General features: G+C 37.9%; 26 protein-coding genes. All 26 read left to right on the top strand.

Going from position 1 to position 24397, the window contains the following annotated elements; translation table 11 throughout:
* The first annotated feature begins 35 nt into the window (after positions 1 to 35).
* Positions 36 to 1661, top strand: a complete 1626-nt coding sequence (groL, locus tag MKZ30_RS10075; protein WP_002362559.1) for a chaperonin GroEL — start codon at positions 36 to 38, stop codon at positions 1659 to 1661.
* A 303-nt stretch (positions 1662 to 1964) separates the two neighbouring features.
* Positions 1965 to 2684 carry a response regulator transcription factor gene (locus tag MKZ30_RS10070; protein WP_033600531.1) on the top strand — a complete coding sequence of 240 codons (720 nt, stop codon included), beginning with the start codon at positions 1965 to 1967 and terminating at the stop codon, positions 2682 to 2684.
* 23 nt (positions 2685 to 2707) lie between these two features.
* Complete coding sequence (locus MKZ30_RS10065) at positions 2708 to 3418, top strand: hypothetical protein (protein ID WP_002419477.1); 711 nt, start codon at positions 2708 to 2710, stop codon at positions 3416 to 3418.
* Positions 3419 to 3434: 16 nt separating this feature from the next.
* Positions 3435 to 4982, top strand: a complete 1548-nt coding sequence (locus MKZ30_RS10060) for a glucosaminidase domain-containing protein (RefSeq protein ID WP_033600529.1) — start codon at positions 3435 to 3437, stop codon at positions 4980 to 4982.
* 218 nt (positions 4983 to 5200) lie between these two features.
* Complete coding sequence (locus MKZ30_RS10055) at positions 5201 to 5611, top strand: GtrA family protein (protein WP_002367164.1); 411 nt, start codon at positions 5201 to 5203, stop codon at positions 5609 to 5611.
* 77 nt (positions 5612 to 5688) lie between these two features.
* On the top strand, positions 5689 to 7173 hold the full coding sequence (locus tag MKZ30_RS10050) for a nicotinate phosphoribosyltransferase (protein ID WP_002356538.1): 1485 nt from the start codon (positions 5689 to 5691) through the stop codon (positions 7171 to 7173).
* Between the two features lie 2 nt (positions 7174 to 7175).
* A complete protein-coding gene (gene nadE, locus MKZ30_RS10045) occupies positions 7176 to 8003 on the top strand; it encodes an NAD(+) synthase (RefSeq protein WP_002367161.1) in 828 nt (275 codons plus the stop codon).
* Positions 8004 to 8327: 324 nt separating this feature from the next.
* Complete coding sequence (locus MKZ30_RS10040; protein ID WP_016614366.1) at positions 8328 to 10157, top strand: heavy metal translocating P-type ATPase; 1830 nt, start codon at positions 8328 to 8330, stop codon at positions 10155 to 10157.
* A gap of 91 nt (positions 10158 to 10248) precedes the next feature.
* On the top strand, positions 10249 to 10533 hold the full coding sequence (locus MKZ30_RS10035; protein WP_002382645.1) for a (4Fe-4S)-binding protein: 285 nt from the start codon (positions 10249 to 10251) through the stop codon (positions 10531 to 10533).
* On the top strand, positions 10523 to 10798 hold the full coding sequence (locus MKZ30_RS10030; RefSeq protein WP_002356545.1) for a GNAT family N-acetyltransferase: 276 nt from the start codon (positions 10523 to 10525) through the stop codon (positions 10796 to 10798). The genes MKZ30_RS10035 and MKZ30_RS10030 overlap by 11 nt, the downstream gene beginning before the upstream one ends.
* Positions 10799 to 10965: 167 nt before the next feature.
* Positions 10966 to 11202 carry a preprotein translocase subunit SecG gene (gene secG / locus MKZ30_RS10025; protein ID WP_002356546.1) on the top strand — a complete coding sequence of 79 codons (237 nt, stop codon included), beginning with the start codon at positions 10966 to 10968 and terminating at the stop codon, positions 11200 to 11202.
* 145 nt (positions 11203 to 11347) lie between these two features.
* Complete coding sequence (locus MKZ30_RS10020; protein WP_002382646.1) at positions 11348 to 12121, top strand: alpha/beta hydrolase; 774 nt, start codon at positions 11348 to 11350, stop codon at positions 12119 to 12121.
* On the top strand, positions 12121 to 14490 hold the full coding sequence (gene rnr, locus MKZ30_RS10015) for a ribonuclease R (RefSeq protein ID WP_249958761.1): 2370 nt from the start codon (positions 12121 to 12123) through the stop codon (positions 14488 to 14490). The genes MKZ30_RS10020 and rnr overlap by 1 nt, the downstream gene beginning before the upstream one ends.
* Positions 14491 to 14502: 12 nt before the next feature.
* Positions 14503 to 14967, top strand: a complete 465-nt coding sequence (gene smpB / locus MKZ30_RS10010; RefSeq protein ID WP_002356550.1) for an SsrA-binding protein SmpB — start codon at positions 14503 to 14505, stop codon at positions 14965 to 14967.
* Between the two features lie 302 nt (positions 14968 to 15269).
* Positions 15270 to 15989: a F0F1 ATP synthase subunit A gene (gene atpB / locus MKZ30_RS10005; RefSeq protein WP_002356551.1), complete on the top strand. Its 720-nt coding sequence runs from the start codon at positions 15270 to 15272 to the stop codon at positions 15987 to 15989.
* A gap of 48 nt (positions 15990 to 16037) precedes the next feature.
* Positions 16038 to 16259 carry an ATP synthase F0 subunit C gene (atpE, locus tag MKZ30_RS10000; protein ID WP_002356552.1) on the top strand — a complete coding sequence of 74 codons (222 nt, stop codon included), beginning with the start codon at positions 16038 to 16040 and terminating at the stop codon, positions 16257 to 16259.
* A 137-nt stretch (positions 16260 to 16396) separates the two neighbouring features.
* Positions 16397 to 16927, top strand: a complete 531-nt coding sequence (gene atpF, locus MKZ30_RS09995; RefSeq protein ID WP_002362573.1) for a F0F1 ATP synthase subunit B — start codon at positions 16397 to 16399, stop codon at positions 16925 to 16927.
* The gene (gene atpH / locus MKZ30_RS09990) at positions 16914 to 17456 is read left to right on the top strand and encodes an ATP synthase F1 subunit delta (protein WP_002356554.1); all 543 of its coding nucleotides are present in this window, start codon (positions 16914 to 16916) and stop codon (positions 17454 to 17456) included. Before atpF ends, atpH begins: the two co-directional genes overlap by 14 nt.
* A gap of 28 nt (positions 17457 to 17484) precedes the next feature.
* Entirely contained in the window at positions 17485 to 19041 is a 1557-nt protein-coding gene (gene atpA / locus MKZ30_RS09985; RefSeq protein WP_002356555.1) for a F0F1 ATP synthase subunit alpha, read from the top strand.
* 15 nt (positions 19042 to 19056) lie between these two features.
* Positions 19057 to 19965 (top strand): F0F1 ATP synthase subunit gamma, encoded by a 909-nt coding sequence (locus tag MKZ30_RS09980; RefSeq protein WP_002359606.1) that lies wholly within the window; start codon positions 19057 to 19059, stop codon positions 19963 to 19965.
* A 73-nt stretch (positions 19966 to 20038) separates the two neighbouring features.
* A complete protein-coding gene (atpD, locus tag MKZ30_RS09975) occupies positions 20039 to 21445 on the top strand; it encodes a F0F1 ATP synthase subunit beta (protein WP_002356558.1) in 1407 nt (468 codons plus the stop codon).
* A gap of 16 nt (positions 21446 to 21461) precedes the next feature.
* Positions 21462 to 21881, top strand: coding sequence for a F0F1 ATP synthase subunit epsilon (locus tag MKZ30_RS09970; RefSeq protein WP_002356559.1), 420 nt, complete (start codon positions 21462 to 21464; stop codon positions 21879 to 21881).
* 188 nt (positions 21882 to 22069) lie between these two features.
* Positions 22070 to 22306: a DUF1146 family protein gene (locus tag MKZ30_RS09965; RefSeq protein WP_033600890.1), complete on the top strand. Its 237-nt coding sequence runs from the start codon at positions 22070 to 22072 to the stop codon at positions 22304 to 22306.
* A gap of 102 nt (positions 22307 to 22408) precedes the next feature.
* The gene (murA, locus tag MKZ30_RS09960; RefSeq protein WP_002356562.1) at positions 22409 to 23710 is read left to right on the top strand and encodes a UDP-N-acetylglucosamine 1-carboxyvinyltransferase; all 1302 of its coding nucleotides are present in this window, start codon (positions 22409 to 22411) and stop codon (positions 23708 to 23710) included.
* Between the two features lie 13 nt (positions 23711 to 23723).
* Complete coding sequence (locus MKZ30_RS09955; protein WP_002356564.1) at positions 23724 to 23900, top strand: DNA-directed RNA polymerase subunit beta; 177 nt, start codon at positions 23724 to 23726, stop codon at positions 23898 to 23900.
* Between the two features lie 127 nt (positions 23901 to 24027).
* Positions 24028 to 24396: a PTS glucitol/sorbitol transporter subunit IIA gene (locus tag MKZ30_RS09950; RefSeq protein WP_002356567.1), complete on the top strand. Its 369-nt coding sequence runs from the start codon at positions 24028 to 24030 to the stop codon at positions 24394 to 24396.
* Position 24397 lies beyond the last annotated feature (1 nt).

The raw sequence follows: 24397 nt of genomic DNA, 5'->3' as shown, positions 1-24397 counted from the left end.
ATAATAGAAGAAAAAAATTATGAGGTGAAGAAATCATGGCAAAAGAGATTAAATTTGCAGAAGATGCACGTGCAGCAATGCTACGCGGAGTAGATGTATTAGCAGATACAGTGAAAGTGACATTAGGCCCTAAAGGTCGTAACGTTGTTTTAGAAAAATCATTTGGTTCACCATTGATTACTAACGATGGGGTAACAATTGCTAAGGAAATTGAATTAGAAGATCATTTTGAAAACATGGGCGCAAAATTAGTTTCAGAAGTTGCTTCTAAAACGAATGATATTGCTGGTGACGGAACAACAACAGCGACTGTTTTGACACAAGCCATTGTTCGTGAAGGCTTAAAAAACGTAACTGCTGGAGCTAACCCATTAGGTATTCGTCGTGGGATTGAATTAGCAACAAAAACAGCAGTAGAAGAATTACACAATATTTCATCTGTAGTTGATTCAAAAGAAGCGATTGCACAGGTCGCTGCTGTTTCATCAGGCTCTGAAAAAGTCGGCCAATTAATTGCTGATGCAATGGAAAAAGTTGGTAACGATGGCGTAATTACCATTGAAGAATCAAAAGGGATTGAAACAGAATTAGATGTGGTTGAAGGAATGCAATTCGACCGCGGTTATTTATCTCAATACATGGTTACTGACAACGATAAAATGGAAGCTGTTTTAGAAAATCCATATATCTTAATTACCGACAAAAAAATCTCAAATATTCAAGATATCTTACCTTTATTAGAACAAATTCTACAACAAAGCCGTCCACTATTGATTATTGCGGATGATGTTGATGGAGAAGCTCTACCAACATTAGTGTTGAACAAAATCCGTGGTACATTTAATGTTGTCGCAGTAAAAGCGCCAGGATTTGGTGACCGCCGCAAAGCGATGCTTGAAGATATTGCTATTTTAACAGGTGGTACAGTAATCACTGACGACTTAGGGTTAGAGTTAAAAGACACAACCATTGAAAACTTAGGAAATGCTAGCAAAGTAGTTGTCGACAAAGATAACACAACAATTGTTGAAGGTGCTGGCTCAAAAGAAGCCATTGATGCCCGCGTTCATTTAATTAAAAACCAAATCGGCGAAACAACGTCTGATTTTGATCGTGAAAAATTACAAGAACGTTTAGCTAAATTAGCTGGCGGGGTTGCTGTCGTTAAAGTCGGTGCTGCAACTGAAACAGAATTAAAAGAATTAAAATTACGAATTGAAGATGCGTTAAACGCAACACGTGCCGCTGTAGAAGAAGGCATGGTTTCAGGTGGTGGTACCGCACTTGTCAATGTAATTGGTAAAGTCGCTGCGTTGGAAGCTGAAGGCGATGTGGCAACAGGGATCAAGATTGTCGTTCGTGCATTAGAAGAACCAATCCGTCAAATCGCTGAAAATGCTGGTTATGAAGGATCAGTGATTGTTGACAAACTAAAAAATGTTGACTTAGGTATCGGATTCAATGCAGCTAACGGTGAATGGGTAAACATGGTTGAAGCCGGTATTGTTGACCCAACAAAAGTAACTCGTTCTGCATTACAAAATGCAGCTTCTGTGTCAGCTTTATTATTAACAACCGAAGCAGTTGTTGCAGACAAACCAGAACCAGCTGCACCAGCTCCTATGATGGATCCATCAATGGGCATGGGCGGTATGATGTAAAAATAAAAAAGTATTCTAAAAGCTTACGATTGAAAAATCGTAAGCTTTTTTTTACATAAAGAATAAATAATCTGAATAATATCTTTGCTTGTAGTGTTTTCTCAAATATTTACTCATTTAACAAAAAAGATGATAATTTAAAGGCTTCGTTTTAGCTAGACAGCCTTGTTTTTATTCGATAAAATTTAGTAATAACAATCATTTTTTGAAAAATTAGTAGTTGGTGATTTTTATTTATTAATAGAATATAAATAAAAATTATTATATTTTGAAGGAGAATATTAGGAAGATTGAGGTAAAAAAATGGAAAAATATACAATTGGTGTCGTCCCTTTGACAATTGAAACAAAAGAATACTGTCAAAATTGGTTTGTTAGTAATCAAGTAGAATGTCAGATCATCCAAGGAACAAATATACTTCTTCATTTGCACCATATTGATGGATTAGTGATTGAAGTTACTGATCACCAGCAAGTAAATACTTGTTGTGAGTTATTAATGACAATTCGCAAGCAGTCAGACTTGCCAATTTGGTTATTTTCTCGGACAGAAGCAATTAGTAAAGTCAATCGAATTATTTATTTACAATTAGGCGCAGATGGCGTTTTTGATCATTCTTATGATCGCCAAGAATGCGTGTTAAGCATGAGTAATTTATTGCAACGTGTAAAAAGACGTTTTTATCCTAAATTAGTTAGTGCAAACGAGGAACAAACCGTTACTAAGAATCTTTCTGAGAGATTGTATTTAATTGCGCCAAATTTGAGTGTTTGCTTGGGAAGTGGAGAAGAAATTCTTTTAACAAAATTGGAATTTTTCACAATAGAGTATTTATACAAACACGCAGGACAAACAATTACATATGAAGAACTCTACAAAAATGTCTGGAAAGATACTGCGAATGAACGAAAATATCGTGTCGCTAATGTGATTTTCCATTTGCGTAAAAAAATTGAACAAGATGTGAACAAACCACAATATATCAAAACAATTCGCTCAAAAGGCTATATGTTAACGGTGTAAAAGGTACGAAGGAGGAGAAACAAATGTGGCAATTTTTGACTAAAAACAATGAAGATGAGGAGTATGAGAAGATGCCGGATTTTGAAAATGAACAATCGGGGAAAGCACAACCAAAGGTAACAGAGGAAGCAATCTTTGATGACGAGGTCGTTTATGCAAAAGAGCAAGCTGCAAAAGTTAAGCAGGTCAAGCAAGAAGTGCCGACTGAACTGTCGGAAGAATCGTTTTCTTTTGCTGAAAAACTAGAAGAAGAAAATCAAATATATCAGCAATCCATAAAAAAACTAACGGAGCAATTATTAATGCAAACCAATGAAGTGGAAGCATTACAAAAACAAGTAGTCGAAAAAGATGTTCAACTTAAAGATGTTAAAGAAACGTTAAGTGATAAAGAAGCAACTATCACTTCTTTACAGAAACAATTGTCTGAAGCAAAGATACAACAGAAACAGACTAGCGAAGAGAACTTAGACACAGCCGTTACGCTTTCTCAAAAAGAAATTGGCGAAGTCTTATTAGAAGCCAAACGTCAAGCAAAAGAAACAATTGCCCAAGCTAACCAACAAGTTGCAACAGTTCATGAAGAGATGGAACAACGTTTAGCAACTTTAACACGCATGAAGCAAGTGGCAAGAGAGTACCAAGCTTATTGTGAACAAATGCTAACCATCAAGAATGAATCAACAGGAATGTACCAACAGATAGAGCAATTATTAGCAGAAATAAAGAGGTAAATGAAGGAGAAATGCGATGAAAAAAAGAAAGGCAAGATATTTGAAGTTGGTATGTCTTGGAGTCTTAGGGACTTATGCGGGCGCCAGTTACTACAATTCGGAACCATTAATCGCTCAAGAGGAGACCGAAACGAGTCACGAAAGCCGACAGCTAGTACTGGAAGAAAAAAGAGCGGACCAAGTCAATCAAGACCAAGGAACTCTTACTTCTTCAACGCTGAACGAAACAGTAATAAGTTCGTCTGAACAACAAGAAAGTTCAATACAAAATGACAGCGGTGACCATCAGGAAAATAATGTGGAACCTTCAGAATCTGAAAATAGTTTACCGCCACAAGAAAAGCCAATTGCTAGTACTAAACCAACCGAATCGTTACAAAGTGAGCAACCAGCGTCTGAAGAGCGTAAAGCACTCACTGAAAAGCCGCCTCATAATCAGGAACCACAAAATTCTACATTAACTGAAAAGACCAAAGAGCCGTTGGTACATTCAGAGATAGACAATAGTCAAGAAAAGGAAAAGCAAGCAGGAATTCAACAACAAGCCGAGGCAAATTTTGTTGTCCAAGAGAATGCTTCTACTTCTGAGTTTATTAGAAAAATCGGTGAAGAAGCACGAGTTATTGGTCAGCGGTATGATCTATACGCTTCTGTCATGATAGCTCAAGCTATTTTAGAAAGTGGCTCGGGCAATAGTGCGTTAGCCGCGCCGCCTAATTATAATTTGTTTGGCATTAAAGGCGCTTATCAAGGTCAAAGTGTCAGCTTTTCCACACAAGAAGATGATGGTAAAGGGAAGATGACCACCATTCATGCCGATTTTCGTCAGTATCCTTCCTATAAAGAGTCATTAACAGACTATAGTAAATTAATCATCAATGGGTTGGCGGGGAATCCGACGTTTTATCACGGCGTTTTGAAAGCAAACACGACGAATTATCAGCAGGCAACAAAATTTTTAACAGGTCGTTATGCAACGGATACATATTACGATAAAAAATTAAACGCGTTGATTGAAACCTATCAATTAACTGAATACGATCAAGAAAAGAAGAAACCAGTAGTGACTAATTTGGCAGAAGAAAAGAAACCTTCGTTTGATAAGGAAGCAGTCAAAGAACAGCTAAAAAAAGAAGCAGTCATCTATGAAGTAAGCAAAGGAGATTCTCTCGCCACCATTAGCCAGACGTTTGGTGTGTCAGCAACAGCCATTTTAAAACAAAATTTAAAGACTCAAGAAATGTTTTATATTGGCCAAAAAATCACGATTCCTCAGCATACAGCGGCGACTTCTCTAGAACCGAAAGAACAAGCGTTACTTCAATCACTAATAATCAGTAAATCGGTGACTAATGCTTTGAAGACAGCAGAGCAATCAAATGGTAAAGCGAATGACTCAAAAACAGCGTCTACTGAGTATTATGAAGTAAAAAGAGGAGAGACACTCGCAAAAATTGCTAAAAAAACGGGCTATTCCTTAAACGCACTCAAGCAGGAAAATGACTTAACGTATTCTGTATTAACCGAAGGACAAACGATAGCACTTCCTAAGCTAAAGGACTAATGCTGATTTAACTTATTGGTCGATGGAGTCATATATTATTAGACGAAGAGAAGAGGAGAAGTTCATCCATGGATGAACTTCTCCTCTTCTCTTACTATGTTTTTCATAAATACCTTAATAAATAGTAAAATTAGCAAGAGAATTGTGTCTTTACACAAAATAGATAGGTTTTCTTGCCGAAGTTTGATAAAATGATTAGTTGAAAGGATGCGTGAAAATTGAAAGAATTATTTCGTAAATACCGAGAAGTACTGGCTTATTTATTTTTTGGTGGTGCAACGACGGTCGTCAACTTAGTTGTGTTTTTTGTTTGTCAAAACGTGTTAGGGCTGGATTACAAGATAAGTAACGCAATTAGTTGGTTTTTATCTGTTCTATTTGCCTTTTTCACGAATAAATATTGGGTATTCGCAAGTAAGCATGAAAGCATAGCTGGTTTTTTTAAAGAAATGGGCTTATTTTATTGGTACCGAATTTTATCTTTTGTGGCTGATATGGGTTTAATGATTCTCCTAATTGATGGCATTCATTTTTCATCGTTTTGGGCGAAAATGATTACACAAGTTGTAGTAGTGATTTTAAATTATTTCTTCAGTAAATTTTTCATTTTTAAAGAAAAAGAGGTCTAAGCAGATTTTAGGCTAAAAAAAATTTTTTTGTTATAATATAAACAAGTTTTTAATACAAAGAATAGAGGTAGAAAACGATGGACTATACATATGCAGATGATAGTTTGACATTGCATACAGATATGTATCAAATCAATATGATGCAAACATACTGGGAATTAGGGAGAGCAGATTTACATGCTGTTTTTGAATGTTACTTTAGAGAGATGCCTTTTAATCATGGCTACGCAATTTTTGCAGGTTTAGAACGTTTAGTCAATTATCTCGAAAATTTAACGTTCACAGAATCTGATATTGCATATCTCCGAGAAGTTGAAGAATATCCAGAAGATTTCTTGACGTATTTAGCAAATTTTGAATTTAAATGTACTGTACGCTCTGCTTTAGAAGGGGATTTGGTTTTTAATAACGAACCGTTAATTCAAATTGAAGGTCCTTTGGCACAATGTCAATTGGTAGAAACTGCCTTGCTAAATATGGTGAATTTCCAAACATTAATTGCGACAAAAGCGGCTCGAATTAAATCTGTGATTGGCGATGATCCTTTATTGGAATTTGGAACACGCCGGGCACAAGAATTAGATGCTGCCATTTGGGGCACAAGAGCCGCCTATATTGGTGGGGCGGACGCGACAAGTAATGTTCGTGCTGGTAAAATTTTTGGTATTCCGGTTAGTGGGACTCATGCCCATTCATTGGTTCAGTCGTATGGAAATGATTATGAGGCATTCATGGCGTATGCCAAAACACATCGGGATTGCGTTTTCCTTGTTGATACGTATGATACTTTGAAAGCGGGAGTGCCAAGCGCAATTAGAGTAGCTCGAGAAATGGGGGATAAAATTAATTTCCTAGGTGTGCGGATTGATAGTGGCGATATGGCTTATATTTCTAAACGAGTTCGTGAACAACTGGACGAAGCTGGCTTTACTGAAGCAAAAATTTATGCATCGAACGATTTAGATGAAAATACGATTTTGAATCTAAAAATGCAAAAATCAAAAATTGATGTATGGGGCGTGGGTACCAAGCTGATTACGGCCTATGATCAACCGGCTTTAGGAGCGGTGTTTAAATTAGTTTCAATTGAAGGTGAAGATGGTCAAATGAAAGATACCATTAAACTATCTAGCAATGCTGAAAAAGTGACAACACCAGGAAAAAAACAAGTTTGGCGTATTACACGTAAATCTGATAAAAAGTCAGAAGGGGACTATGTGACACTTTGGAACGAAGATCCTCGCCAAGAAGAAGAAATTTATATGTTCCATCCCGTTCATACCTTTATTAATAAGTATGTCCGTGATTTTGAAGCACGGCCAGTACTCCAAGATATTTTCGTTGAAGGAAAACGTGTGTACGAATTACCAACTTTAGATGAAATTAAACAATATGCAAAAGAAAATTTAGATTCACTTTGGGAAGAATACAAGCGGGACTTGAATCCGCAAAAATATCCAGTGGACCTTTCAACAGATTGTTGGAACCACAAAATGAATTTATTGGAAAAAGTGCGTAAAGACGTTAAACATTTAACGGAAACGGTGAATAAGGAGGCCTAGAAATGACAACACTTCAAGAAAAAATCATTCAAGAGTTAGGTGTTTTACCGACAATTGATCCAAAAGAAGAAGTTCGTAAAAGTATTGATTTTCTGAAAGCTTATTTAACTAAACATCCTTTTTTAAAAACCTTTGTCTTGGGAATTAGTGGCGGACAAGATTCAACATTAGCTGGACGCTTAGCACAATTAGCGATGACCGAAATGCGCGAAGAAACAGGAGATATGTCGTATCAATTTATTGCGATTCGCCTTCCTTACGGTGAGCAAGCAGATGAAGCTGATGCACAAGCCGCGCTTGCCTTTATCCAGCCAGATGTTTCTTTACGAGTGGATATTAAACCAGCAGTGGATGCAATGGTTGGTTCGCTAGAAAACGCTGGTGTTCAAATTAGCGATTTTAATAAAGGGAACATGAAAGCACGTCAACGTATGATTACACAATATGCAGTAGCTGGCGAAAATGCTGGCGCAGTAATTGGCACAGACCACGCAGCCGAAAATGTGACAGCTTTCTTCACCAAATATGGCGATGGCGGAGCGGATATTTTACCGTTATTTCGTTTAAATAAGCGCCAAGGAAAAGCTTTGCTGAAAGAACTTGGGGCACCAGAAGCTTTGTATCTAAAAATACCAACAGCTGATCTAGAAGATGACAAACCGTTAGTTGCAGATGAAGTTGCCTTAGGTGTCACGTATGATGCCATTGATGATTATTTGGAAGGCAAAAAAGTCTCGGAAGCAGATCAACAAACAATTGAAAACTGGTATAAAAAAGGACAACACAAACGGCATTTACCCATTACAATTTTTGATGATTTTTGGAAATAAAAACACAGACCATCGGCGAATGAACGATGGTCTGTGTTTTTTTTACATAACTACTTTTCAGAAAGTAAACAAGCCTAGAACAAAAATCACTTTGGATTTTTGCTCCAGGCTCAAAACCTGATAAACGGCGAAAACAGAACCAACTCCTTCGGAAATAAGCCGAAATTCTCCAAAAATTAAAGAGCAATTTTCGGAAATTTCTTCTTATTTCTCGGAGCTAAACGGTTCTGTCCCGACCTCTATTCTATGATAATGAAAGTCGTTTTCATTTAGGCGTTTTCACTTTCTTTTTCAAAACAGAAAAGGTACGCTCAATAATGTAAAGTGAATGATAGGAGAGAAAAAGAGATGAAGCATGTAACAAAATTGGGGATTACAATTATAACAGGAGTTTTGGCATTATTATTTGAATTTATTTTACATCAGCCGAATTGGGCGTATGGCATTATTTTAATAACAGGTTCTGTAATGGCGTTAATGATGTTCTGGGAAATGATTCAAACCTTACGTGAAGGAAAATATGGTGTCGATATTTTAGCGATTACCGCTATCGTCGCGACCTTAGCTGTGGGAGAATACTGGGCCAGTTTGATGATTTTAATTATGTTGACTGGTGGTGATTCATTAGAAGACTATGCCGCTGGAAAAGCTAACCAAGAGCTGAAGTCATTATTGGATAACTCGCCACAAAAAGCTCATCGCTTGAATGGCGAAAATTTAGAAGATGTTTCTGTTGAGGAAATCAATGTTGGCGATGAATTAGTAGTAAAACCAGGGGAACTAGTTCCAGTTGATGGCTTGATAAAAACCGGGACATCAACAGTCGATGAATCTTCATTAACAGGAGAATCAAAACCAATTGAAAAAAATCCTGGGGATGAATTAATGTCGGGTTCCGTGAATGGTGATGGCTCTTTGAAAATGGTTGCTGAAAAAACTGTAGCCGACAGTCAATATCAAACGATTGTGAACTTAGTGAAAGAATCTGCGGCACGACCAGCTCATTTTGTACGTTTAGCAGACCGCTATGCGGTACCTTTTACACTAGTTGCCTACCTAATTGCAGGTGTTGCTTGGTTTGTTTCAAAAAGTCCGACACGTTTTGCGGAAGTTTTAGTTGTTGCTTCGCCGTGTCCTTTAATTCTATCTGCCCCAATTGCTTTAGTGGCAGGGATGGGTCGTTCAAGTCGTCATGGGGTCGTTATTAAATCGGGAACGATGGTCGAAAAATTAGCTTCTGCAAAAACGATTGCGTTTGATAAAACAGGCACGATTACGCAAGGACAACTTTCTGTTGATCAAGTCCAACCAATCAATGCTGAAATAACTGCTGCTGAATTAGTGGGATTGGCAGCAAGCGTGGAACAAGAATCAAGTCATATTTTAGCTAGATCAATTGTTGCTTATGCCAGAAAGCAAGATGTTCCATTAAAAAATATTACAGATTTAGCGGAAGTTTCTGGTGCTGGCGTGAAGGCATTTGTGGATGGTGCTGAGATACGGGTAGGTAAAAAGAATTTTGTGACACAAGAGTCTCAAGCAACTGAAAAAATTGATAAAACGACTATTCATATTTCACGTAATGGCACATATTTAGGCCGAATTACTTTTACAGACACTGTACGCCCAGAAGCAAAAGAGACTATGGAAAAATTACACCAATTACATCTTCAACGAATTTTAATGCTGACGGGGGATCAAGAATCCGTCGCAGAAACGATTGCTGCAGAAGTAGGAATTACCGAAGTACATGGGGAATGTTTACCACAAGATAAATTAACTATTCTAAAAGAATTGCCCAAAGAAAACCATCCAGTCATCATGGTAGGAGATGGTGTAAATGATGCACCTTCGCTTGCCGCTGCAGACGTAGGTATTGCTATGGGCGCTCATGGAGCTACTGCGGCTAGTGAAACTGCTGACGTTGTTATTTTAAAAGATGACTTAAGTAAAGTCAGCCAAGCGGTCGAAATTGCCCAAGATACCATGAAAATTGCCAAACAATCTGTATTAATCGGAATTTTTATCTGCGTTTTACTAATGTTAATTGCTAGTACCGGGATCATTCCGGCGCTAATCGGGGCTATGCTACAAGAAGTTGTGGACACTGTGTCAATCTTATCTGCTTTGCGAGCTCGTCGAATTGGCAAGTAAGGTGGAACAATTAATTGCCTGAATGTCCAGCTTAGTGGTAAAATAAAGGTACGTTTTTAATATTAATAAGTTACAGGGGAGAGATTGTGCAATGGAAGGAAACCAAATAGATGGGCAACCAGTCACGGAAGAACAACTATTAAAAGAAGGCTACCGTAAATATACTGGGGAAGGAATTGATATCTTTTATAATAAAGATATTTGTGAACATATTGGTAATTGTGTTCGCGGAAATCCAGAAGTCTTTGAAGTTGGTCGGAAACCATGGATTATTCCAGATAACGGAAGTGTTGAAAATGACATGATTGTGGTAGATTCATGTCCAAGTGGTGCTCTAAAATATATTCGGAAAGCAGGGAACGAATATGCAAATTAAAGAAGAAAACAATCGTTTTGCTCTATATAACGATGAAAACCAAGAAATTGGTGAAATGACTTGGTCAGATGCTGGCGAAAGCATGATGATTATTGATCATACGTTTGTTGATCCAACTTATCGTGGACAAAAATTAGCTGAAAAACTTGTTTTAGCCGGTGTTGAAAAAGCGAGAAAAGAGCATAAAAAAATTATTCCGCTATGTCCATTTGCCAAAAAAGAATTTGATACTAAACCTGAATACGGAGACGTATTGAGAAAATAAAAAATAAGTTAGCAACAGCCGCAAGTAGAAATCTGATTCCTACTTGCGGCTGTTGCTATTAGAGACAAATAAGGAAAGACATTAAATTTCACTGGTGTTTACAGATAAAATATGCTACATTAAAGTAGATGAATTTCGCATATTTGTATAAAAAGGAGAATTAACGCATGTATAATCTAATCTTAACGTTGGTCATCATTTTATCTGTTTTAATCGTCATTACTGTTATGATGCAACCAAGCAAACAAAACAGTGCAGCAAGTGCCTTCACTGGCGGTGCAGATAAATTATTTGGGAAGCAAAAAGCGCGCGGCTTTGAAGCTGTTATGCAACGCTCAACAGCAGTTCTTGGCGCAATTTGGATGATTTTATTATTTGTTTTGGCGTTCTTATCTTCAAAATAAGTACGTAATCTTTTAAAATGACAAGTTTAGAACAGAGAGATGAGTGCGGACACTTATTTTTCTGTTCTTTTTCTTTCTGAAAAAGTCTTTGAAACTTATCATTTCGGAAGGTTTTCTTTTGAGAATATGATAGAATGAAGCTGAGGTGAGCGAAGTGGCAAAAAAAATCAATTTACCGAAGCCGTTATTTTCAGAAAAAGGAAAACGGGCGGTCCTTTTATTACACGCTTATTCTGGCAGCAGTAATGATGTACGGATGTTAAGCAGACGTTTAGAAAAAGAAAATTATACTGTCTATTCGCCTAATTTTTCAGGACATGGCACGCTAGTTCCTGAAGATATTTTAGATCAAACAACGGAACAATGGTGGCAAGATACACAAGAAGCAGTCGCTTTTTTGAGAGAAAGAGGCTACCAAGAAATTGCCATTTTTGGTTTATCAATGGGCGGGATTTTCAGTATGCATGCATTAACGGAACAATTAACAGGATTAATTGGTGGTGGATTTTTCTGTTCACCGATCTACCCTGTCGAAAATAAAGTCCCAGAAAATTTTGTATTATACGCAGAAAATGTGATGAAAATCGCAGAAGTTCCTGCAGAGGAACAACAAAGCCGGTTGCAATCGATTAAGCAACGAGTCAAACAACAATTAGGAGCGATTGAAACGATTGCTAGTCAGACGGCTGACAAACTAAACAAAATCCACGCACCTCTTTTCTTAGCGCAAGCTGGCAAAGATGAAATGATTGAGCCAATGGGCGTCTATCAAACGGCCCAAGCGCTAACACAAGCACGTGTGACCTTACAATGGTACCCAAACAGCGGACATGTCATTACGGTGAGTGGAGAACACAAACAATTAGAGCAAGATGTGGTGCAATTTTTAGCAACACTACCTTGGAATGAGGAGAAATAATGACAAAACAAACAATTAAAGAGCAAATTTTACATTTCATGGAAAGCCAAAAAAAGAAAAGCTTTTCAATGGAAGAAATTGCACAAGGCTTGAATTTAGAAAAAAGTTCAGATTTTAAAATTTTAGTGCAAACCATTGCACAAATGGAACGAGAAAAGTCAGTTAGTTTCAACAAAAAAGGCAAAGTCTTGTTACCAATGAAAGACTTATTAATAGAAGGAACGTTTCGTGCAAATGAACGAGGCTTTGGTTTCGTGACCATCGATCCTGAAGAACCAGATGTTTATATTCCGAAAGAGGCAACGAACTTTGCAATGGATGGGGACACGGTTTTAATCGATGTGATCCAACATGCGGATCCTTTTTCAGATCGCGGCGCAGAAGGTAAAGTCAAAGAAATTAAAGAGCGAGCAGTGAGCCAAGTTGTCGGAGAATTTGTGGCATATAGTGAAGAAGAAATGGCAGAAATGGGACTGTATGGCTACATGATTCCCAAAGATAAGAAATTGAATCAGTATACTGTATCAATTGCACCTGAAGGGATTAAGCCAGTAGATGGCAGCATTGTCATTGCTGAAATTACCTATTATCCAGATCAAGAATATCCAACGAGTATGGAAGGACTAGTCAAACAAGTGATTGGTCATAAAAATGATCCAGGAATGGATATTTTATCAATCGTGGTGGCTCATGGAATTCCCACAGCATTTCCTGATGAAGTTTTAGCTGAAGCGGACCAAGTACCAGAAACTATTGCAGAAAGTGATTTAGTCGGTCGTCGGGATTTACGTGATCAGTTGATTGTGACGATTGATGGAGAAGATGCGAAAGATTTAGATGATGCGGTAACGGTACAAAAGTTAGCAAATGGCAATTTCTTTTTAGGGGTGCATATTGCAGATGTTTCTTATTATGTAACTGAAGGAAGCCAATTGGATATGGAAGCGTATGAACGCGGCACAAGTGTCTATTTGACAGACCGAGTTGTGCCAATGATTCCGCAGCGATTATCAAATGGGATTTGTTCGCTAAACCCACATGTTCCACGTTTAACCATGAGCTGTGAGATGGAAATTACACCAGAAGGAGAAGTTATTTCGCATGAAATTTTTCAAAGTGTAATCCAAACAACGGAGCGAATGACCTATACAGCAGTCAATGAAATTTTAGAAGAGCAAAAACCTGAAACGTTAGAACGCTACAAAGAGCTAGTTCCCATGTTTAAAGAGATGGGCGAGCTGCACCACATATTAGAAGAGATGCGTATGCGCCGTGGTGCGATTTCTTTTGAAGATCGTGAAGCCAAAGTCCTAGTTGATGAAAATGGTCATCCCCAAGATATTCTTTTACGCACGCGTGGCGTGGGTGAACGATTAATTGAATCTTTTATGTTGGCAGCGAATGAAACTGTGGCACGTCATTATCATGACTTAAAACTGCCATTCATTTATCGGATTCATGAACAACCAAAAGAAGAAAAAATGCAACGTTTCTTTGATTTTGCTGCAGTACTTGGCATTCTTGTTAAAGGAACAAAAGAAAACATTTCACCGAAAGATTTACAAAAAGTTTTAGAGCAAGTTGAAAATAAGCCGGAAGAAGTGGTTATTAATACGATGTTGCTAAGAAGTATGCAACAAGCGAAATACTCAGAAGACAACTACGGACACTATGGGTTGGCCGCTGAATATTATACGCATTTTACTTCACCAATACGTCGTTATCCAGATTTAATTGTGCATCGTTTGATTCGCAGCTATAGCCAAGATCAATCTGAAAAAAATCAAGAAAAATGGAACGAAGCATTACCAGAAATTGCCAATCATAGTTCAAGTATGGAACGTCGCGCAGTTGATGCAGAGCGTGAAGTGGACGCTATGAAGAAAGCCGAATTTATGGTAGATAAAGTGGGAGAAACGTATGACGGGATCATCAGCTCTGTCACAAAATTTGGTATCTTTGTGGAACTGCCTAATACAATAGAAGGCTTAATTCACGTGAACAACTTAAAACAAGATTATTTCCACTTTATTGAAAATCATATGGCGTTAGTTGGTGAACGGACGGGAATGACTTTGAAAATTGGTCAGAAAGTTCAAATCCGTGTTGAAAAAGCTGATCCAGAAACAAGAGAAGTTGATTGTGAATTGATTTCAGCTGAAGAAGTTGCGCCAGTCGAAGGACCAAAAGGACGTAAAAAAGGTAAAGCCAATTCTTCAACTCGTTCAAATAATCAACGAAGAAATAAAAAAGATGAATCATTTGATGGTAAGAAAAAGAAAAATAAGAAAAAAGGCAAAGGCAAAAAACAACCTTTTTATAAAGAAGCAATGAAACAAAAAAATAAAAAAGGGAAAAAGAAGAAGTAGAGGAGGTCGCTTATGCCAAAAGGGGAAGGAAAATTAATCGCACAAAACCGCAAAGCTAGACATGATTATTCAATTATCGATACGGTTGAGGCTGGGCTTGTTTTACAAGGAACAGAAATCAAATCTATTCGAAATGGTCGTATCAATTTAAAAGATGGTTTTGCACGAATTCGAAACGGGGAAGCCTTTTTGTATAATGTTCATATTAGTCCATATGAACAGGGCAATATTTTTAATCATGACCCATTACGTACCAGAAAATTATTATTACACAAAAAACAAATTAATAAGTTAATCGGCGAAACCAAAAATACAGGTATCACATTAGTACCTTTGAAGGTCTATATTAAAGACGGCTATGCCAAAGTTTTGATTGGTTTAGCTAAAGGGAAAAAGCAGTACGACAAGCGTGAAGACTTGAAACGTAAGGAAGTTGACCGACAAATCAGCCGAACATTAAAAAATAACCGACGTTAAAAATGTAAATTTATTCTTTTTCGCATATTTGCTTGCCTTTCTTCGGATTAGGTGTAAAATCTGGTAAGTGTTGAGTAAATGAATGTAAATGATTCATTTTTTAATCGCTTCGGAAAGCAGTACCACCCTGCATTAGATTGGTTTATGGAAAAGGTTTTCCAACCAATTTTCAACACATGAAATTTTAAAAGTAAACTATTTGTAAATTATCAACAAGTGGTGGTACGATAGCTTTGCCAGGGATTATCACTCAGGAGTAGGATGAAACTTCTGAAAGATTGTTGGAAAAGAGGTGAATTGATTTGGAAGAGAAGAAATTACTCTTCAATATCGGACCAATTTGGTTTGATGGAACCATTGTTTTGATGGTGCTGTTGACGTGTATCATTGTTTTCGCCTTTGTCTATGCTTGTACGAGAAATATGAAGCTACGACCTAAAGGCAAACAAACGGTCATCGAATGGTTAGTGGATTTTATTCGTGGAATCATTACAGACAATTTACCTCGTAAAGAAGTGAGCAATTTTCATTTAATGGCGTTTACCCTGTTCATGTTTGTGCTTGTTTCAAACATCTTGGGTCTCGTTACAAAAATCGTTGTGGGCGACGATCTCAGCGTTTGGAAAAGTCCAACCGCCGATCCAATCGTAACCTTAACGTTAGCGATGATGATGATTGTCTTAACACACTTCTTTGGTATGAAACGCTTTGGTTTTAAAGGCTATCTAGTTAATAGTTATTTAAGACCCGTTGGTTTCTTACTACCGGTAAAATTAATGGAAGAATTCACGAATCTATTAACATTAGGCTTGCGTTTGTACGGAAACATTTTTGCCGGCGAAGTTCTATTGGGCTTAATTGCTGGAACCGTAGCAAGCGTCGGATTATGGGTTATCCCACTAGCAATTCCGCTAGAAATGATTTGGGTAGCATTCTCAATCTTTATTGGATGTATCCAAGCGTTTATCTTTGTGACACTTTCAATGGTTTATATGTCACACAAAATTGAAACAGAAGAATAATCAAGAAATACGAAGGACAAAAATTATCTTTTAGGAGGATTTTACACAATGGAAGGATTAAATTTTATCGCAGCAGCAATTGCAATTTTCGGTTCAGCTATCGGAGCCGCTATCGGTAACGGACAAGTTATTTCAAAAACAATCGAGTCAATGACTCGTCAACCAGAAATGTCTGGTCAATTAAGAACAACAATGTTTATCGGGGTCGCTTTAATCGAAGCTGTGCCAATTTTAGGTGTCGTTGTTTCTTTATTACTTTTATTCAGATAAGCAATAAAATGGAGGCAGGACGCTGATTATTATCGGGACCGTCACTGCTTTCTTCTATCTTTAGCCTTTTCAATAGCTAGTGATAAAGCAGTTGAAGAAGCTAAATCGATTTTTGCAAGAAAGGAAGTTGAGACTTCATGCTACTTACTATATTGGTAGTCGGTGAAACGGCTCCTAGTACCACACTAGGCACGATGATTGTTGTCAGTGGTGCATTTTTAATCTTGATGCTCTTATTAAAGAAATATGCATGGGGAGCAATCGTAGATATTTTGACACAACGTGAAGAAAAAATTGCCAACGATTTAGACTCTGCAGAACAATCTCGCGTAGCAGCAGCGAAAATGGAAAAAGAACGTCAACAACAATTACTTTCTTCCAGATCAGAAGCAGCTGAAATTATTAAAAACGCGAAAGAAAGTGGAGAACAGACTCGCCAAAAAACATTAAAAGAAACAACTGCGGAAGTTACTCGCTTACGCGAAAAAGCTCGGACAGATATTTCTCAAGAACGTGAAGAAGCATTGTCTTCAGTAAAAAATGAAGTGGCAGATCTTTCTCTTCAAATTGCAGCCAAAATTTTAAATAAAGAATTAACACCAGATGCACATGAAGCATTGATTGATTCTTATATTGAAAGTTTAGGTAAAGCAAATGAAACTAGATAAATATACAGTTGGTAAACGCTACGGCAAGGCTTTGTTTGAGTTGGCAGTTGAAAAGAACCAAGCTGAAGCAATTTATCAAGAATTATTGACGCTTCGCGAAGTCTATCACCAAGTACCTGGTATTGGCGATATTTTAAGTGATGATCGCTTAGAGCCTTATGAAAAAGACAGCATCATGGAAAAACTAGTAACAGGTTTTAGTGAAATGATGCAAAACTTTTTGCGAGTGGTTTACGAATATCGTCGCATGTATGATCTGCTCTTGATGATTGATGAATATGAACGACGTTATGATGAGCACCAAGGACTAATTTTGGGTTCAGTGACAACAGCCATTCCTTTATCAAAAGAACAACATCAAGCAATGGAAGAAAAAGCTGCCCAATTATTAGGGTATGAACAAGCGCATTTAGTCAATTTAATTGACCCGTCAATTGTCGGCGGAGTGGTTATTGAAGCAAACCATCAAGTAATCGATGGCAGCATCCGCAAACAATTAGAACATATGCAGCAGAAGTTATTAAAATAATCTTTAGGACTACAAAGAGGTGAATTGAATGGCTATCAAAGCAGAAGAAATCAGTGCCTTGATTAAAGAACAAATCGAAAACTATCAACAACAGCTTGCTGTTGAAGAAGTTGGAACAGTCACTTACGTCGGTGACGGAATTGCCCGCGCCCACGGTTTAGAAAATGCCATGAGTGGAGAACTTGTTGAGTTTTCAAACGGTTCATACGGAATGGCACAAAACTTAGAAACAAATGATGTAGGGATTATTATCCTTGGCGATTTTGAAACCATTCGTGAAGGAGATAAAGTACAACGCACAGGCAAAATCATGGAAGTACCCGTTGGGGAAGCTTTGATTGGCCGTGTCGTTAATCCATTAGGTCAACCATTAGATGGTTTAGGCGAAATTAAAACAGACAAAACACGTCCTGTGGAAGCAACAGCTCCCGGTGTTATGCAACGTCAATCTGTTGCTGAACCAATGCAAACTGGCTTAAAAGCCATTGATGCCCTAGTACCAATTGGTCGTGGACAACGGGAATTAGTTATTGGAGACCGTAAAACAGGGAAAACATCGATTGCAATTGATACAATTATTAACCAAAAAGGACAAGATGTAATTTGTATTTATGTAGCGATTGGTCAAAAAGAATCTACTGTTCGTAACCAAGTAGAAACACTTCGTAAATTTGGTGCCTTAGATTATACAATCGTTGTGACTGCAGGGGCTTCACAACCAGCACCATTACTTTACATTGCACCATATGCAGGAACTGCAATGGGTGAAGAATTCATGTATAACGGCAAACATGTCTTAATTATTTTTGATGACTTATCAAAACAAGCCGTGGCTTATCGTGAACTTTCTCTACTATTACGCCGTCCACCAGGTCGTGAAGCTTATCCAGGGGATGTCTTCTATTTACACTCACGTTTGTTAGAACGTGCAGCTAAATTAAGTGATGAATTAGGTGGCGGTTCAATGACAGCCTTACCATTCGTTGAAACACAAGCAGGCGATATTTCTGCTTATATTCCAACAAACGTTATTTCAATCACTGATGGACAAATTTTCTTAGAAAGCGACTTGTTCTATGCAGGCACTCGTCCAGCCGTTGATGCTGGGTTATCTGTTTCTCGGGTCGGAGGATCAGCGCAAATCAAAGCAATGAAAAAAGTTGCCGGAACGCTTCGTTTAGACTTAGCTAGTTACCGTGAGTTAGAAGCCTTTACACAATTTGGCTCTGATTTAGATGCGGCAACACAAGCTAAATTAAACCGTGGTCGTCGTACGGTAGAAATTTTAAAACAAAAACTACATGCGCCACTGCCTGTAGAAAAACAAGTCTTAATTTTATATGCGTTAACACACGGCTTTTTAGATAGCGTGAGCGTAGATAAAATTTTACACTTTGAACAAGATTTATTCGATTATTTTGATGGCAAACATGCAGACTTATTGGAAACCATTCGTACAACGAAAGACTTACCAGATACTGATGCATTAGATGCAGCGATTACAGAGTTTTCTGAAATGTTTGCAGCGGCAAACAACAGCGGAGATTCAGCCAAAGAAGCTTTAGAAAAAATCGATAACGCATAAGAGAGGTGAGCAACATTGGGTGCTTCATTAAATGAAATCAAACAACGCATTGCATCAACAAAAAAGACAAGCCAAATTACCAAAGCGATGCAAATGGTTTCTGCAGCCAAATTGACCAAGTCAGAAGGCGCCTCTAAAAGCTTTCAAGAATATTCTTCAAAAATTCGTAGCGTCGTTACGCATTTAGTAGCTGCTCAGTTAAGTGAATTACGTGAAACAGAACAATCTTCTCTTAGTGAAGGGAACTATCATGTGATGTTAGCACAACGACCTGTCAAAAAAACAGGCTATATCGTTATCACTTCTGACAAAGGGTTAGTTGGTGGCTACAATAGCTCAATCTTAAAACAAACCATGAGTATGATTCAAGAAGACCACGATTCTAATAAAGAATATGCCTTAATCGCCATTGGTGGTACAGGGGCGGATTTCTTTAAAGCACGCGGAATCGATGTTTCCTATGAGCTAAGAGGCTTAACGGATCAACCAACGTTTGAAGAAGTCCGTAAGATTGTGACAACGGCAACGACTATGTACCAAAACGAAGTGTTTGATGAATTGTATGTTTGTTATAATCACCACGTTAACTCACTAACGAGTCAGTTTCGTGTGGAAAAAATGTTGCCAATTACTGATTTAGATCCATCAGAGGCGACCTCTTACGAACAAGAATATCTTTTAGAGCCTTCACCTGAAGCAATCTTGGATCAATTATTACCACAATATGCAGAAAGCTTAATTTATGGGGCGATCATTGATGCGAAAACAGCAGAACATGCTGCTGGGATGACCGCCATGAAAACAGCCACTGACAATGCGCAAAATATTATTAGCGATTTAACAATTTCTTATAACCGTGCTCGTCAAGGGGCGATTACCCAAGAAATTACAGAAATTGTTGCTGGTGCAGCTGCACTAGAATAATCTAGTCTTACGTTTGAACGTTTATAAAAACGTTCAAAGCGTGTGACTTTATGAAGACTGGAGGAAAGAAATTATGAGTTCAGGAAAGATTGTTCAAGTAATCGGTCCCGTTGTTGACGTGGAATTTTCATTAGATCAATCCTTACCCGATATTAACAACGCTTTAGTCGTTTATAAAAATGGCGAAGCAAAACAAAAAGTAGTACTTGAAGTCGCTTTAGAACTAGGTGATGGAGTGATTCGTTCTATCGCCATGGAATCGACAGATGGTTTACAACGTGGAATGGAAGTTATCGATACAGGAAAATCAATTTCAGTTCCTGTTGGTAAAGATACATTGGGTCGTGTGTTTAACGTTTTAGGAGACACAATTGACTTAGAAGCGCCATTCCCTGCAGATGCTGAACGTAGTGGGATTCATAAAAAAGCGCCAGCATTTGATGAATTAAGTACCAGTAATGAAATTTTAGAAACAGGGATTAAAGTTATTGACTTATTAGCGCCTTATCTAAAAGGTGGTAAAGTCGGACTTTTCGGTGGTGCCGGTGTTGGTAAAACCGTCTTAATTCAAGAATTAATTCATAATATTGCCCAAGAACATGGAGGGATTTCCGTCTTTACTGGTGTTGGTGAACGGACACGTGAAGGGAACGACCTGTACTATGAAATGAAAGATTCAGGCGTTATTGAAAAAACAGCCATGGTTTTTGGTCAAATGAACGAACCACCAGGTGCACGGATGCGTGTGGCCTTAACTGGGTTAACGATTGCTGAATATTTCCGTGATGTGGAAGGACAAGACGTGCTATTATTTATTGATAACATTTTCCGTTTCACCCAAGCCGGTTCAGAAGTTTCTGCCCTTTTAGGTCGGATGCCGTCAGCCGTAGGTTACCAACCAACCTTAGCGACTGAAATGGGACAATTACAAGAACGGATTACTTCAACGAAAAAAGGATCAATTACCTCTATTCAAGCAATCTATGTTCCAGCCGATGACTATACCGATCCAGCGCCAGCAACAGCGTTTGCCCATTTGGATGCAACAACTAACTTGGAACGTAAATTAACCGAACAAGGGATTTATCCAGCGGTAGATCCGTTAGCTTCATCTTCTAGTGCCTTGGCTCCTGAAATTGTTGGAGAAGAACACTACGAAGTGGCTACCGAAGTGCAACATATTTTACAACGTTACCGTGAATTACAAGATATCATCGCTATTTTAGGGATGGACGAATTATCAGATGACGAAAAAGTACTTGTTGGTCGCGCACGCCGTGTTCAATTCTTCTTATCTCAAAACTTTAACGTTGCTGAACAATTTACAGGTCAACCTGGTTCTTATGTACCAGTTGCGGAAACAGTTCGTGGCTTTAAAGAAATTCTTGAAGGTAAACATGATAATCTGCCAGAAGAAGCCTTCCGTAGTGTCGGTAAAATTGAAGATGCCATCGAAAAAGCGAAACAATTAAACTACTAGAAAGGCGGCAAACACAATGGATAGTCTTACTGTGAATGTAGTAACGCCGAATGGTCTAGTTTATGACCACCATGCAAAAATCGTTGTGGCGAAAACAACAGATGGTGAAATTGGTATTTTACCAAAACATGCGCCAATCATCGTTCCGCTAGCGATTGATGAAGTCCGCATCAAACGGACCGATTCAGATACACATGTTGACTGGGTAGCTGTAAATGGTGGTATCATGGAAGTCCGTGATAATGTCGTTTCTATTATTGCCGATAGTGCCGAACGTGAACGAGATATCGATGTACCTCGTGCTGAACGAGCAAAACAACGAGCAGAACGTTTAATTGAAGAAGCCAAAGCAAAAGACGACCGCGATCAACTACGTCGTGCGACTGTTGCTTTGCATCGTGCAATCAACCGGATCAACGTATCGAAACATGGGTAAAAAAGGCTGAAGGATTCAGTCACTTTTGTAGAGTTTAAGGCGCTTGCTATTGAGTCAGGTGCCTTAAACTCTATTTCTTCGTATTTTTTAATAAATAGTGTCAAATTTTGGCATTTCAAGTGGATTAATTATCGGTTTTTATTATTTTGTGATAAAATGTTCCTACGTTAGAAAAAAGGAGGCTCCTTATGCAACACTATGGAGTAGATGCTATTGTTCGAATCGTTAGTCATCTTATGTTCATTTACATAAGTTTTTGGGCGTTGCAATCATTGCGTATTGAGCAATTTTTCAAAACCCAATTTACACCGCAAATTAGAATGCTGATGGTATTTTTAGCCATCGCTATCGGATACACAGTTAGCTCTTTTGCTTTAGAATTGATTGCGCTTTGTCGAAATCTTTTCATTGTGTATTTTCCTTAAAAATTGAAAAATAAAAAAAGGTACAATTTTTAGTTGAATAATGGTATAATAGTAAAGATTTTGAATAGGAATACCTATTCTCATTTTTTTGGGGGGAACAAAATGGAACAAATTATTGTTCATGGTGGTAATACAAAATTAGAAGGAACTGTAAAAATTGAAGGCGCCAAAAACGCTGTTTTACCAATTTTAGCAGCTACTCTTTTAGCTGAAGAAGGCGTTACTACTTTAAAAAATGTACCAATTTTATCTGATGTATTTACAATGAATCAAGTAATTAAGCATTTGAATGTAGCCATTGATTTTGATGAAGACGCGAATGAAGTAACAATAGACGCAACACAACCTTTAGGGATCGAAGCAAACTATGAGTACGTTAGTAAAATGCGTGCTTCTATCGTTGTAATGGGACCTTTATTGGCTCGTAATGGCCATGCCAAAGTGGCAATGCCAGGTGGCTGTGCCATTGGGAAACGACCAATTGATTTACACTTAAAAGGCTTCCAAGCATTAGGTGCAAAAATCATCCAAAAAAATGGTTATATTGAAGCAATTGCGGATGAACTAATCGGTAACACTATTTACTTAGACTTCCCAAGTGTCGGCGCTACGCAAAACATTATGATGGCTGCTGTTCGTGCGAAAGGAACAACCATCATTGAAAACGTCGCTCGTGAACCTGAAATCGTTGACTTAGCAAACATTTTAAACAAAATGGGTGCCAATGTTATCGGTGCTGGGACAGAAACGATGCGTATCGAAGGCGTCGATAAATTACATGCCGTAGAGCATTCAATCGTTCAAGATCGAATTGAAGCAGGTACGTTCATGGTAGCTGCAGCAATGACTGAGGGCAATGTTTTAATTGAAGAAGCAATTTCTGAACATAATCGTCCGCTAATTTCTAAATTAACTGAAATGGGTGCAATCATTGAAGAAGAAGAAAACGGCATCCGTGTAATTGGACCAAAACATCTAAAACCAACAGATGTTAAGACAATGCCGCATCCTGGTTTCCCAACAGACATGCAAGCGCAAATGACAGCGATCCAAATGTTTGCTGAAGGAACAAGCATCGTGACAGAAACAGTCTTTGAAAATCGTTACCAACACTTAGAGGAAATGCGTCGAATGAACGCTGACTTAAAAATTGACGGCAACATTGCCGTTATTAATGGTGGCAACGAGTTACAAGGAGCAGCAGTTGAAGCCACTGATTTACGGGCAGCTGCCGCATTGATTTTAGTAGGGTTACGTGCAAATGGCATTACACGTGTCTCTAATTTGAAATATTTAGATCGTGGCTATTATGAGTTCCATAAAAAACTTCAAAAATTAGGCGCGAACGTTGAACGTGTCAATGATGAAAAAATTGAAGAAAAACAAGCAACGACAGTAATCTAAAGGAGTCAAACGTATGAGTTCATTTCGTTATATTTTAGTAACATTATTGAAAATTCTAGTGGTCATTTCGTTAGTCATTATCTTATTTGTTGTGGGAACAATGATTGGTTATGGTTTGATTGGAAATGGGAATCCAATGGATGTCTTTGATGAAAAAATTTGGACTCATATTATGAACTTCTTTAAATAAAAACTTATTTTAAGGCGGTGAACAAAAGTCAATTGACAATTGTTCATCGCCTTTTCTTTTTCCTGAATATCTATTTTATTCTATGCTATAATAATAAAAGTAAGATAATGAAGGAGTGGGATGGAAGATGCAAGCAACCGTAACAGAAATAGGCAAACATGCAATCGATGATTCAGAAAAAATGATTATTCTTTTTGGAGAAACTGCGACCGATACCTTGAAGCAACATGCAGTTATTCAATCATTCCCAGAAAAAGACCAAGTTACCTTGGCAGAAGGAGATCATCTGAAAATTGGCGATACAAACTATACAATCACAAAAGTGGGTTCTTTTGCCAATAGTAACTTGCAAAGTATCGCTCACAGCACTTTAATCTTTGCTGATGCACCAACCGATGAGGATGATGTTATCCGAAATGGTGTTTATTTAACGCCCCATCAGTTACCAAAGATAACGATTGGAACAACAATTGATTATTTAGTAAATGGAGCGTGAA

It is taken from the genome of Enterococcus sp. LX10 (genome assembly GCF_023539285.1).
Taxonomy (GTDB): domain Bacteria; phylum Bacillota; class Bacilli; order Lactobacillales; family Enterococcaceae; genus Enterococcus; species Enterococcus faecalis.
The sequence above is the reverse complement of the archived record's forward strand: the minus strand, read 5'-3'. Positions and strand labels throughout refer to the sequence as shown.